We start from the raw sequence: 12,947 nt of genomic DNA on the forward strand, positions 1-12,947 counted from the left end.
GAATCTCAGCGGTCGGCCCAGCCGTCCGCCCGGGAGGCCCTTTGCACCAGGACGATCGTGCGGTGACGCGTACGGGCGCCGTGGAGGGCCGGTCCTCGGCCCGCGCACTTGGGCCCGAGTCCGGTCCGCCGTCCGCCGCCAGGCGGGCGACCACAGCCCGTGACGCCGTCGTATTCCGACCTCGTCCGAGGGGGTACGTCCTTCCGTGGTGACCAGCACAAAGCGCCGCATGCCCGACAGGCGCACCTATGTTCTCGACACCAGCGTCCTGCTGGCCGATCCGAACGCCATGTCCCGCTTCGACGAGCACGAAGTCGTGCTGCCGATCGTGGTGATCACGGAGTTGGAGGCCAAGAGGCACCATCCGGAGCTCGGATACTTCGCCCGGCAGGCCCTGCGCCTGCTCGACGACTTCCGGATCCGCTACGGCCGCCTCGACGCCCCCATCCCGCTGGGCGATCTGGGCGGCACGCTGCGCGTCGAGCTCAACCACTCCGATCCCGGCGTCCTTCCCGCCGGCTTCCGATTGGGGGACAACGACTCGCGGATCCTCGCGGTGGCGCGCAATCTCCAGGCGGAGGGGTACGACGTCACCGTCGTCTCCAAGGATCTGCCGCTGCGCATCAAGGCATCGTCGGTCGGGCTTCTCGCCGAGGAGTACCGCGCCGAGCTGGCCATCACCGACTCCGGCTGGACCGGTATGAGCGAGATGGCGCTCTCCGCCGAGCAGGTGGATCTCCTCTTCTCCGAGGAGACGCTGTACGTGCCGGAGCTGGCCGACCTGCCCGTGCACACCGGACTGGTCCTCCAGTCCGAACGCGGCAAGGCTCTCGGCCGGATCACGCCCGAGGGCAATGTGAGGCTCGTCCGCGGCGACCGGGAGGCCTTCGGGATCCACGGCCGCAGCGCCGAGCAGCGCATCGCGCTCGATCTGCTGCTCAACCCGGACATCGGCATCATCTCGATGGGTGGCCGCGCGGGCACCGGCAAGTCGGCCCTGGCGCTCTGCGCAGGCCTGGAGGCGGTCCTGGAGCGCCGTCAGCACAAGAAGGTGATGGTCTTCCGGCCGCTGTACGCGGTCGGCGGGCAGGAGCTCGGCTATCTGCCGGGCACCGAGGCCGAGAAGATGAGCCCCTGGGCGCAGGCGGTGTTCGACACCCTGTCGGCCGTCGCCGGCCGTGAGGTGATCGAGGAGGTGCTCGGCCGCGGCATGCTCGAAGTGCTGCCCCTGACGCACATCCGCGGACGGTCGCTGCACGACGCGTTCGTGATCGTCGACGAGGCCCAGTCGCTGGAGCGGAACGTACTGCTGACCGTTCTCTCCCGTATCGGTGCCAACTCGCGTGTGGTGCTGACCCATGACGTGGCGCAGCGCGACAACTTGCGTGTGGGCAGGTACGACGGGGTGGTCGCCGTCGTCGAGAAGCTCAAGGGCCATCCGCTCTTCGCGCACGTCACCCTCAACCGCTCCGAGCGCTCGCCCATCGCGGCGCTCGTGACCGAAATGCTGGAGGAAGGCTAGATCTCCGCCTGAATGCGGTAGTTGGCGCCGCCCGGCAAGGCCGCAAGAGCCTAGCCGGGCGGCGCTGTGTCATGCCGCCATTTCCGTGAAACTGGTGTGCCAAACGGGGTGTGAGCTATCCCACGCAACGAAGAATTGCCTTGCGGCGTGGGCGTCCGGCAGAGTCTTGCTTCCGTCAGGCCCCGCATACGACACACATGCATCCTCAGGGATGCGGAACCACACAACTCAACACTTGACGTCGTATGCCGCCCGCGCTTCATCCGGTGCTTCCGCCATGGGAGTTGCCGACGGGCCCGTGTCTCCCGTGACGTGCGGTACGGAGACCAGTGCCAGGGGCACGATTGCATCCGTGAGGTCACGTACGCGGACGCTGCTGGAAGGAAACCGTGTGAGCCGGATCTCGGTCCGGGGATTCGCCGTGGCATCAGCTACAGCGGTCACCACCGTCGGCGCAGTCGTGGGAGTCGCTTCGGGCGCTCCCCAGGCCTCGGACGACAATTTCGAGGCGACCGCAGCTGACACGACGCTCCTCGCAGACATCCCCGCGGGCCAGCACGCCCAGGTCCAGACCGCGTCTTTGACGCAGCAGGCCGACGCGCAGGCCACTGCCGCCGATGTGGCAGCGAAGAAGTCCGCCGAGGAATCGGCTCGTATCCAGGCGGCCAAGGACGCCAAGGCGAAGAAGGAAGCCGCCGAGGAGAAGGCGGAGAAGGCGGAGCAGGCGCGCGAGGCCAAGCTGGCCGAGGAGCGCGCCAGCCGCGACGAGACGCGTGACTCCTCCGACTTCTCGGTGCAGAGCTCGTACTCCGTCGCCGAAGTCCAGGCCATGGCCCGCCAGATGATCCCCGGCGACCAGTTCCAGTGCTTCAGCAACATCGTGGACCACGAGTCCACCTGGAACTACAAGGCGCAGAACCCGTCGTCGGGTGCCTACGGACTCGTCCAGGCGCTGCCCGGCTCGAAGATGGCGTCCGCCGGCGCCGACTGGCAGACCAACCCGGCCACCCAGATCAAGTGGGGCCTGAACTACATGAACGACCGCTACGGCAGCCCGTGCGGTGCCTGGTCGTTCTGGCAGGCCAACAACTGGTACTAGGTCCGCCGGACCAGGCACCTCCCCGCCGGGTTCCCAGGCCGTCGGTGCTCAACCTTGTGAAGCCCCTCCCCGTCCTACGGTGAGGGGCTTTGCGCGTGTACGGTCAGGCAGTACGACTCGGGGAAGAAGGATGAGCATGTCGAAACTGCCGGGGTGGCTCGGCCGGGTCGGAGCCGAACTCACGGAGCTCGGCGAGCGGTTGGGGGAGCGCCGGGCCGAGGCCGTGGGGGACGACGGTCCCGCGGACGGTTCGGTACGCGACAGCGTCCCGGCACCGCCGGACTACGCGCCCAGTGTCGCGGCCAAGGCGGAGCCCGTGGCGGCCATTCCCTGGGGCATGCGGGTCGCCGCCGAGGCCGCCTGGCGGCTGGTCGTACTGGCCATCCTGCTCTGGGTGTTGATGAAGATCATCAGCACCGTCCAGCTCGTGGTGATGGCCTTCGTCGGCGCCCTGCTGGTCACCGCACTCCTCCAGCCCACGGTCGCCAGGCTCAAGAAGTGGGGCCTGCCGCGTGGTCTGGCCACGGCGGTCACCGCCTTCGCCGGCTTCATCATCATGGGTCTCATCGGCTGGTTCGTGGTGTGGCAGGTCGTGGAGAACATCGACGTGCTCTCCGACCGCGTCACCGACGGCATCGACGAGCTCAAGCGCTGGCTGCTCAACAGCCCGTTCCATGTGACCGAACAGCAGATCAACGATCTCGCGAAGAGCCTGAGCGACGCGATCGGCACCAACACCGAGGAGATCACCTCCGCCGGTATCCAGGGTGTGACCGTCGTGGTCGAGCTGCTGACCGGGATCCTGCTCGCCGTGTTCTCCACGCTCTTCCTCCTCTACGACGGCCGGCGGATCTGGGAGTGGTCGCTCAGGCTGTTCCCCGCGGCGGCGCGTCCGGGCCTCGCCGGGGCCGGACCGCGCGCCTGGCGCACGCTCACCGCGTATGTGCGCGGCACTCTGATAGTCGCGCTCATCGACGCCGTCTTCATCGGCCTCGGTCTTTACTTCCTCGACGTCCCGCTCGCGGTCCCGCTGGCCGTGTTCATCTTCCTCGGCGCGTTCATCCCGCTCGTCGGCGCGGTGATCTCGGGCGCGCTCGCCGTGGTCGTCGCGCTCGTCACCCAGGACGTGTTCACGGCGCTGATGGTGGTGATCGTCGTCCTGGCCGTCCAGCAGATCGAGGGCCACGTCCTCCAGCCGTTCATTCTCGGCCGTGCGGTACGCGTGCATCCGCTGGCCGTCGTCCTCGCGGTCGCGACGGGCGGTCTCGTCGCGGGTATCGCCGGAGCCGTCGTCGCGGTCCCGCTGGTCGCCGTCACGAACACCGTCGTCGGCTACCTCCGCGCGTACAGCCAGGAGCAGGCCATGCGCGGCGGCCCCGGGCCGCACGGCGCGACGGCGCTCGACATCGCCCCGACGCCCGCCCCGGGCGCCTCGGCCGCGCCCCCGGCGGGCTCCGAGGGGCCGGCCGCCGGTCCGGCCGCGCCGGTCTCCGACGCGCCGCCCGCCGAGCCCCGGAACGGCCAGGAATGATCTCCGAGCCGGAGCTCGAGGGAGAGCTCTCGGCGCCGGCGACGGTGCCCGCGCCGCGGGGCCCGGAGCACCCGGCCGAGACCATGGGCGCCGAAGGATCGCCCCTGATACCGGGGCCGCCGCTGCGGCGGCGCCCATGGGTGTGGGGGCTGACCGGTGTGCTGGTGACGTCGGCGGTCTGGGCGGGCTCCTTGTGGGCGTACGACAGGGCGGGGCCGGATCTCCAGGGCTACGGGGTCAGCCGCAACCTGTGCCTCGACGCCGATCTCGCGGCGCTGTCCGCGGTTCTCGGCAAGAAGCGGGACCCGTTCGCCGCCGTGGGTGAGGACAAGGCGCTCGACCAGGCCGTCTGCACGGTCAATCTGGCACCGGAGCGGCCGCCGAGGTCCGAGGGCCACCGGGGGCCGACCGTACGGGCATACGCGGAGATCACGTACACGCTGCACAAGAAGACCGATCCGGGGCCGCAGTTCGACGCGTCCCTGGTCGAACCGGCCGACCAGGGGGCCGGGGAACAGATCCTGAAGCTCGTCCCCGAAGTGGGGGAGCGCGCCTACCTGGTGAGCCGGCCCGGCGACGAGAGCCCGTCACTGGAGGTCCTCGACGGACAGGCGGTGCTCTCGCTCTCCGTCGGCCAGGTCACCGAGTACAACGACGCGGATCCGCTGAACCCCGGCTTCGAGAGCGACGACCGGGGCATCGTGCACCTCGGCGGCCTCGAACCGGCCATGGTCGAGGACATGCTGGCGCTGATGGACGAGCTCAAGAAGAAGTGACCGGGGCGCTCGCGTCCGGCAGTCAGGCGTCGCCGAGGCCGTGCATGACGGCCTCCGCGTCGAGCGTCGTCGCCAGGGCCTGGATCACGGCCGCGATCTTGATGGCCTCCTGGATCGTCTCGCGGTCCACCTCCAGCCTGCGCAGCGCCCGCTCGTGGGCGTCGAGGCACAGTCCGCAGGCGTTGATCGCGGACACCGCGAACGACCAGAACTCGATGTCGGCCTTCGGGACGCCCGGATGACCGAGCGCGGTCATCCGCAGGCCCGTGCGCAGCTCTCCGTACGCGGGGTCGGACAGCAGATGCCGGGTCCGGTGGAAGACGTTGTTCACCGCCATGACGGCGGCGGCCGACTTGGCCGCGGTGAAGGCCTCGGGGGAGAGCCGCGCCCCGGCCTCGGGCGCCAGCTCGCGCAGCACCCGGGCCGAGCGCGCGGCGATCGCGCAGGCGAGCACCGCCCCCCACAGGCGCTGTTGGCCGAGTCCGCCGTGCTCGACGACCGCGTCGAGGTTGCGGCGCAGGTCCCTGGCGTAGTCGGGAACGGCGGCCTTCAGCGCGTCGAGTGACATCGTGCTCTCCTGGGACTGGACCTAGGGTGCTTGGTCGTCGGGGGCGGGGTCGGTGGTCGGCGCTGCCGCCTCGCCGGGCTGTTCCGGAGGCTTCGGTGCCTTCGGAGGCCTGCCCCGGCGGGGGATCGGCTTCGCGTTGCCGGGGAGCCGGCCCCCTTCCGCCAGGGCCCGGCGGAGCAGGAACTCGATCTGCGCGTTGGCGCTGCGCAGTTCGTCGGACGCCCATCGTGCCAGGGCGTCGTACACCGCCGGGTCCAGGCGCAGGATGACCTGCTTCCGTTCGGTCACTGGTAGAGAGTGCCCGTGTTCACGACCGGCTGCGCGGCCCGGTCACCGCAGAGTACGACCAGCAGGTTGCTGACCATCGCCGCCTTCCGCTCGGAGTCCAGCTCGACGATGTCCTGCTCGGTCAGCCGGGTGAGGGCCGCCTCGACCATCCCGACGGCGCCGTCCACGATCAGCCGCCGCGCGGCGACGACCGCGCCCGCCTGCTGGCGCTGGAGCATCGCCGAGGCGATCTCGGGAGCGTACGCGAGGTGGGTGAAGCGGGACTCGATGATGTGTACTCCGGCCGCCTCGACCCGTGCGTGCAGTTCGACGGCGAGCTTCTCGGTGATCTCCTCGGCGTTGCCGCGCAGCGAGAGACCGTCCTCCTCGTGGGCGTCGTAGGGGTACTCGATCGCGATGTGCCGGACCGCGGCCTCGGTCTGGGTGGAGACGAACTCCAGGAAGTCGTCCACCTCGAAGAGCGCCTGCGCGGTGTCCTCGACCCGCCAGACGACGACCGCCGCCAGTTCGATCGGGTTGCCGTAGGCGTCGTTGACCTTGAGGACGGCGGTCTCGTGGTTCCGTACGCGGGTCGAGATCTTCGCGCGTGAGGTGAGCGGGTTCACCCAGCGCAGTCCGTCGACGCGGATCGTGCCGCGGTAGCGCCCGAACAGCTGGACGACGCGGGCCTCGCCCGGCGCCACCATGTTCAGCCCGCACATCGCGAAGAACGCGGCGATCGCGAGCAGGATACCGAGCACGATCAGGGCCACCTTCCCGCCGGTCGACGAGATGGCCGCGCCGATCACGACGAGGGCGATTCCGCCGACCAGGCCGATCAGCCCGAGCAGCAGCGCGAGGCCGCCGCCGATACTGCTCGCCTGGAATTCCCGGACCCGTGGCTCGGGCATCTCGGGCAGGTCGTCCACCACTGGAGTGCTGGTCGTGGGCATGTCTGGTCCCCGTTTCCGTTACTTTCGCGCCGCTCGGCGCCGCTATCATTGTGATTACACATTAACGTGCTTCGCAACCCTGCGCCCCCGTCGTGAGTCGGTTCCTCTGAGGCAGGTGCTGATTGTCACGTCGGAAAAGACCGGATCGGGACTCTTTGTCACAGGGGACGGTGTTAGCTTTCTGAGCTGATTCCGGCAACTGGGACAAGCTGACAACCGGACGAGGCCCGGCAGGACGAGACCCGAGACCGAGAGCGGAGCGACTGAGCGATGGGCCGAGCGGAAGCGCGACAGGCCCGGCAGCGGGGAACGCGCCGGGCGAAGAGGGCCGGCGGCATACGTGGCTTCTTCACGTTGAAGAGGCTGCTCGGCACGTTCCTCGGGCTGTGCCTGCTCGCCATGGGCGCGTTCGTCGTGATCTATTTCCTGGTCCCGGTCCCGAAGGCCAACGCCCAGGCCGAGATGCAGAGCAACGTCTACAAGTACAGCGACGGCACGGTCCTGGCGCGGACCGGCGAGATCAACCGCGAGATAGTCGGCCTGGAGAAGGTCCCCAAGGACGTCCAGCGGGCCTTCGTCGCCGCCGAGAACAAGTCCTTCTACAAGGACTCCGGCGTCGACATCAAGGGCACGACCCGCGGCCTGGTGAACACCGTCTCGGGCAAGGGCAAACAGGGTGGTTCCACCATCACCCAGCAGTACGTGAAGAACTACTACCTGAACCAGGACCAGACGGTCACCCGCAAGCTCAAGGAGCTGGTGATCTCGCTGAAGGTCGACCAGCAGATGAGCAAGAGCGACATCCTCGCCGGGTACATGAACACCAGCTACTACGGGCGGGGCGCGTACGGCATCCAGGCCGCGGCGCAGGCGTACTACGGCGTGGACGCGGCCAAGCTGGACGTCGCGCAGGGCGCGTACCTCGCCGCGCTGCTCCAGGCCCCCAACCAGTACGACTGGACCCTGGCCTCGGAGACCGGCAGGAAGCTCGTCACCGAGCGCTGGAACTACGTCCTGGACAACATGGCCGAGGAGAACTGGCTGGGCGGTACGGAGCGGGCCGGGCTGAAGTTCCCCGTACCGCAGAAGCCCAAGCCCGCCCCCGGCACCGAGGGACAGGCCGGTTATCTCATCGACGCCGCCAACAGCGAGCTGGAGCGGCAGGGCGTCACCAAGGAGGAGATCGACGCCGGCGGCTGGACGATCACGCTGAGCGTCGACAAGAAGCGCCAGAAGGAGCTCGTGGGCGCGGTCGACAAACAGCTGGAGTCCAAGCTCGACCGTAAGAAGAGCAAGGTCGACGCGACCGTTCAGGCGGGCGCCACGTCGGTGGACCCGAAGACGGGCGCGGTGGTCGCGCTCTACGGCGGGGTCGGCGCCACCGAGCACTGGATCAACAACGCCACCCGCACCGACTACCAGCCCGCGTCGACCTTCAAGCCGGTCGTGCTCGCCTCGGCGCTGGAGAACAGGTCGAAGACGCAGGACGGCGACCGGATCGGGCTCAAGACCGTTTACGACGGCACCAGCAAGCGGCCGGTGGTCGGCAGCGACACCCCCTTCGCGCCGCAGAACGAGGACGACGTCGACTACGGCGACATCACCGTGCAGGAAGCGGCCAACGACTCCGTCAACTCCGTCTTCGCACAGATGGTCGTGGACGTCGGCCCGCCCGAGGTGAAGAAGACCGCGCTGGACCTGGGCATGCGGGACAAGAACTTCCCCGAGCGCCCCGCGATCACGCTGGGCACGATGCAGGCCTCCACCTGGGACATGGCGGGCGTCTACGCGACGCTCGACAACCACGGCGAGAAGGTCACCCCGTCGATCCTCAAGTCCGCCGAGCACAAGGACCGGGACGTGGAGCTGCCCGAGCGGATCGGCGACCAGGCGATCAGCCGCGAGTCCGCCGACACCGTCACCTCGGCGCTCACCGGCGTCGTCAAGAACGGTACGGCGCACGAGGCGAACACCGACGCGTACGAGGCGGCGGGCAAGACCGGTACGTCGGAGAACAACAAGTCGGCGTGGTTCGCCGGCTACACGCCCGAACTGACCACGGTGGTGGCCCTGTTCGGCGAGTCGACCAAGGAGGGCGGCGGCCAGGTCACCCTGACCGGCACGGCCAACTCGGGCCGCGCCAACGGTGGTGGCTTCCCCGCCAGGATCTGGGCCGACTACACCCTGGGCGCGCTGGGCGGTGGCTCCGACGCCTCGTTCGACCTGGAAGTCGCCGAGGACGCCTACGTACCTCCGCCGCCCCCGCCGGACCCGACACCCTCCGACGAGCCGACGAACGACGACCCGTCGAGCCCGCCGCCCGACCAGCCGGATCCGGGCAGCAGCCCGCCGGCGTCCGAGCCCCCGCCGTCCAGCGAGCCGCCCGCCCCGCCGCCCGAGCCGGGTGCGGACGGGGGCGTCGGCGGTGGGGACACCGGCGGCACCGACGGAGGCACCGACAACGGCGGAGCGGGCTCCGCGGGCGGTTCCAACGGCGGCACGAACGGCTCGAACGGTGGCGGTGAGCGCTCGCGGTTCGCGCCCTAGCGTCGGTCGTCCGGCGCTGGCCGGTCAGCCGCCGTTGACCTTGCCCGCGATCCGGTCACCGACGTTCTTGTCGATGTTGCGCCAGTACTGGAGCGCCCGGTCCAGGACCGGGCGGCTCACGCCCTGGAGCAGATGGCCGGAGACGTTCGACACGAGCCTGTCGCGCTGCGCGTCGTCGAGCACGTTGCGGACCTGGGTGCCCGCCTGGCCCCAGTCGTCGTCCTCGCGCCGCTTCGTGTACGCCTCGCGGACCATCTCGCCCGCCGCCGCCCAGCCCGCCGGGTCGCCGTAGTTCTGCGTGTCGGCGGCCGGGCCGCCGTACGAGTTGGGGGCGTAGGGCATCGCCGCGTTGGAGGCGACGTACCGCATCGGGCCGTCCTTGGCGTACGAGTTCACCGGCGAGTGCGGCCGGTTGGGCGGCAGCTGCGCGTAGTTCGGACCGATCCGGTACCGGTGGGTGTCCGGGTACGAGAAGAGCCGGCCCAGCAGCATCTTGTCCGGGGACGGACCGATGCCCGGGACCATGTTCGACGGCTCGAAGGCGGCCTGCTCGACATGGACGAAGAAATTGTCCGGGTTCCTGTTGAGCGTCATCCGGCCGACGTCGATCAGCGGGTAGTCGCCGTGCGGCCACACCTTCGTCAGGTCGAACGGGTTGAAGCGGTAGTCGGCCGCCTCCTCGAACGGCATGATCTGGACCTTCAGGCTCCAGGTCGGGGCGTTCCCCGACTCGATCGACTCGTAGAGGTCCCGGCGGTGGTGGTCCGCGTCCGAGCCCGCCAGCTCGTCGGCGTCCGCCTGGCTGAGGTAGTCGATGCCCTGGTCGGTCTTGAAGTGGTACTTGACCCAGAAGCGCTCACCGGCGGCGTTCACCCACATATAGGTGTGCGAGCCGTAGCCGTTCATGTGGCGGAAGGACTTCGGGATGCCCCGGTCACCCATCAGCCATGTCACCTGGTGTGCGGACTCGGGGGACAGGGTCCAGAAGTCCCACTGCATGTCGTTGCTGCGCAGCCCGGTGGCAGGGTGGCGCTTCTGCGAGCGGATGAAGTCCTGGAACTTGATCGTGTCGCGTACGAAGAAGACCGGCGTGTTGTTGCCCACCAGGTCGTAATTGCCCTGTTCCGTATAGAACTTCAGGGCGAAGCCGCGGGGGTCGCGCCAGGTGTCGGGGGAGCCGAACTCACCGGCGACCGTCGAGAAGCGGGCCAGCATCTCGGTGCGCTTGCCCGGCTGGAAGAGGTCCGCCTTGGTGAACTGGCTGACGTCGTCGGTCACTTCGAACACGCCGTAGGCGCCCGAGCCCTTGGCGTGGACGACCCTCTCGGGGACCCGTTCCCGGTTGAACTGGGCCATCTTCTCGATGAGGTAGTGGTCCTGGAGCAGGATCGGACCGTCCGGCCCCACGGTGAGCGAGTTCTCGTCGCTCTCCACCGGGATACCGGCGTTGTTGGTCGTGTACGGCGCCTTGGGGGTCGACCCGGTCACGAGTGTTCTCCCGTCATAGGGGTTCCCGCGGCGGGGTTCCCGCGCCACGGGACGACAGCGGTCGTACCGGCCGCCTGCCCCAGTGAAACCCGCCGACACATCGTCGGCAACATTTGACAGGAGTCGGGGCGGGGGCCGGAACCACACCGGGACCGGCCCCGCACCGCCCTACGGACGCGTCGAGATCTCGAACCAGACGACCTTGCCGGTGGACAGCCGCGTCGCGCCCCACCGCCGCGCCAGCCGGTTGACCAGGAACAGCCCTCGGCCGCCCTCGTCCGTGTCACGGGCCCGGCGCTGCCGCGGCAGCTGCGGCGAGTCGTCGCCGACCTCGCAGCGCAGCACATCGGTCCGCAGCAGCCGCAGGGTGACGGGCCGCTCCGCGTACCGGACCGCGTTGGTCACGACCTCGCTGATCAGCAGCTCGACCGAATCGCTCAGCTCCTCCAGCCCCCACCGCGAGAGCGCCCGCCGCGCGAGCCGCCTGGCCCGTCCCGGCGCCGCGTCCTCGGGCTCCAGGAACCAGTACGCGACATCGCTCGGCGCGATGCCGTCGAAGCGGGCGGCCAGCAGCGCGATGTCGTCGTCGCGGTCGCCGGGGCCGAGCACGTCCAGCACGTCGTCGCACAGCGCCTCCAAAGGAGGCGAGTGGTCGGGACCGGTGAGCTGGGCCGTCGCGGCGAGACGCTCCCGCAACTGCTCGATCCCCGTCCACACGTCACGCAGCCGCGACTCCACGAGGCCGTCCGTGTACAGGAGCAGCGTGGCCCCGGCCGGCGCGTCCAGCTCGACGGCCTCGAAGTCCACCCCGCCGACGCCGATCGGGGCGCCGGGCGGCACCCGCAGCACCTCGGCCCGGCCGCCCAGGTGCAGCAGTATGGGCGGCGGATGGCCGGCGTTGGCGATGGTGATGCGGTGCGAGACCGGGTCGTACACGGCGTACAGGCAGGTGGCCATCCGGTCGGTGCCCAGCCGCTGCGCCTGCTCGTCGAGGTGGTGCAGGACCTCCTGCGGCGGCAGGTCGAGACCGGCGAGGGTCTGCGCGGTCGTCCGCAGCTGGCCCATGATCGCGGCGGACGTCATGGAGTGGCCCATGACATCGCCGACGACGAGGGCGACGCGGCTGCCGGGCAGCGGGATCGCGTCGTACCAGTCGCCGCCGACGCGAGCGGTCTCGGCGGCGGGCAGGTAGCGGGAGGCGAGCCGCACGCCCGTGGGCTGCGGCAGGCCCTCCGGGAGCATCGTGCGCTGGAGTTCGTCGGCGATGTACGCCTCGCGGCCGTACAGCACCGCCTTGTCGATGCCGAGCGCGGTGTGCGTGGCGAGCTGCGCGGCCACCAGCAGGTCGTTGGGCTCGAAAGCGGGGCGGTCCGGCCTCCGCAGGAAGACCGCGGCGCCGATGACGCGCCGCCGCCCGCGCAGCGGGGCCAGGATCGCGCGCCGGCCGCCCGGAACGGTCATCTCGCCACCGAGCAGCTCCGGCAGCGCCGCGCGCGCGGCGGCGGAGTCGCCGAAGACCGGCCGGACACCGCGCAGGACTTCGGAGAGCGCGCCGCCGGACGCCACCTCGCAGAGCTGCGCGGCGGGCATCACATCGGTCTGCGGGTCCAGGACCGGGACCCGGCCGGCCTCGGACTCCGGAAGCTGGATGCCCACGGCGGCGGTACCGCCGGTGCTCTCGCTGTCCTCGTCGGTGAGCCGCAGCCGGTCCGTACGGCGCAGCCTCAGTACGAAGGGCGAGATCGGGCGCTCGTCGCCGACGGGCAGCGGGTCGCGGAGATAGACGAGTATCGCGTCGGAGAACGTCGGGACGGTCGCCCGGCACAGACCGAGCACGATCTCGTCCAGATCGATGCCCCGGGCGATACGGCGGGTGGCGGCCCCCACGAAGCGCAGCCGGTCGCCCTCGCGGCGCGCTGCGCCCACGGGGTCCAGCGGGGGCGAGGGCACGGTGGCCTGCGCGGACGCGGGGGGCGTGGGCGCCGACGGCTGCGGTACGGCGGTGGCGGGCGCCTCCTGCCGCGGCCGGGTGCGTTCCTGGGACCGTGCAGCCAAGGGCTGCCGGCCTTCATGGGAGGTGGGATGCTCCGTCACGCGTGGGATTCCGTCCGTCCGGGCCGGTGGTGCGAGACAACCGATTCGACTGGCGATGCCACCCTCGTCCAGGGTGTCCCGCGTCTGTCCCCGCAGGGGCCG

The 12,947-nt window shown here is 70.1% G+C and carries 10 protein-coding genes; 5 read left to right on the forward strand and 5 right to left on the reverse strand.

The features are described 5' to 3' along the window. The first annotated feature begins 205 nt into the window (after positions 1 to 205). From SSPS47_RS22200 to SSPS47_RS22215, 4 genes are all read left to right on the forward strand, one after another. Positions 206 to 1,522, forward strand: coding sequence for a PhoH family protein (locus SSPS47_RS22200; protein ID WP_147874067.1), 1,317 nt, complete (start codon positions 206 to 208; stop codon positions 1,520 to 1,522). 391 nt (positions 1,523 to 1,913) lie between these two features. Continuing rightward, a complete protein-coding gene (locus tag SSPS47_RS22205; RefSeq protein ID WP_164254856.1) occupies positions 1,914 to 2,621 on the forward strand; it encodes a transglycosylase SLT domain-containing protein in 708 nt (235 codons plus the stop codon). A gap of 136 nt (positions 2,622 to 2,757) precedes the next feature. Further along, positions 2,758 to 4,152, forward strand: a complete 1,395-nt coding sequence (locus SSPS47_RS22210; RefSeq protein WP_164252584.1) for an AI-2E family transporter — start codon at positions 2,758 to 2,760, stop codon at positions 4,150 to 4,152. Then, positions 4,149 to 4,928: a hypothetical protein gene (locus SSPS47_RS22215; protein ID WP_164252585.1), complete on the forward strand. Its 780-nt coding sequence runs from the start codon at positions 4,149 to 4,151 to the stop codon at positions 4,926 to 4,928. The genes SSPS47_RS22210 and SSPS47_RS22215 overlap by 4 nt, the downstream gene beginning before the upstream one ends. Positions 4,929 to 4,950: 22 nt before the next feature. Here SSPS47_RS22215 and SSPS47_RS22220 read toward each other — a convergent pair whose 3' ends face one another. From SSPS47_RS22220 to SSPS47_RS22230, 3 genes are read right to left on the reverse strand one after another with little or no spacing between them, the layout of a single operon-like run. Next, positions 4,951 to 5,496, reverse strand: a complete 546-nt coding sequence (locus SSPS47_RS22220; RefSeq protein WP_164252586.1) for a carboxymuconolactone decarboxylase family protein — start codon at positions 5,494 to 5,496, stop codon at positions 4,951 to 4,953. A 21-nt stretch (positions 5,497 to 5,517) separates the two neighbouring features. Further along, positions 5,518 to 5,784 carry a hypothetical protein gene (locus tag SSPS47_RS22225; protein WP_164252587.1) on the reverse strand — a complete coding sequence of 89 codons (267 nt, stop codon included), beginning with the start codon at positions 5,782 to 5,784 and terminating at the stop codon, positions 5,518 to 5,520. Beyond that, the gene (locus SSPS47_RS22230) at positions 5,781 to 6,716 is read right to left on the reverse strand and encodes an SPFH domain-containing protein (protein ID WP_147874061.1); all 936 of its coding nucleotides are present in this window, start codon (positions 6,714 to 6,716) and stop codon (positions 5,781 to 5,783) included. The genes SSPS47_RS22225 and SSPS47_RS22230 overlap by 4 nt, the downstream gene beginning before the upstream one ends. Positions 6,717 to 6,986: 270 nt before the next feature. Here SSPS47_RS22230 and SSPS47_RS22235 point away from each other — a divergent pair, with 270 nt between their 5' ends. Next, positions 6,987 to 9,263, forward strand: coding sequence for a transglycosylase domain-containing protein (locus SSPS47_RS22235; protein WP_164252588.1), 2,277 nt, complete (start codon positions 6,987 to 6,989; stop codon positions 9,261 to 9,263). 24 nt (positions 9,264 to 9,287) lie between these two features. Here SSPS47_RS22235 and SSPS47_RS22240 read toward each other — a convergent pair whose 3' ends face one another. Beyond that, positions 9,288 to 10,751, reverse strand: a complete 1,464-nt coding sequence (locus SSPS47_RS22240) for a catalase (protein WP_164252589.1) — start codon at positions 10,749 to 10,751, stop codon at positions 9,288 to 9,290. A gap of 168 nt (positions 10,752 to 10,919) precedes the next feature. Continuing rightward, on the reverse strand, positions 10,920 to 12,845 hold the full coding sequence (locus tag SSPS47_RS22245; protein ID WP_164252590.1) for a SpoIIE family protein phosphatase: 1,926 nt from the start codon (positions 12,843 to 12,845) through the stop codon (positions 10,920 to 10,922). Between the last annotated feature and the right edge of the window lie 102 nt (positions 12,846 to 12,947).

The sequence above is a fragment of the Streptomyces sp. S4.7 genome (genome assembly GCF_010384365.1).
Taxonomy (GTDB): domain Bacteria; phylum Actinomycetota; class Actinomycetes; order Streptomycetales; family Streptomycetaceae; genus Streptomyces.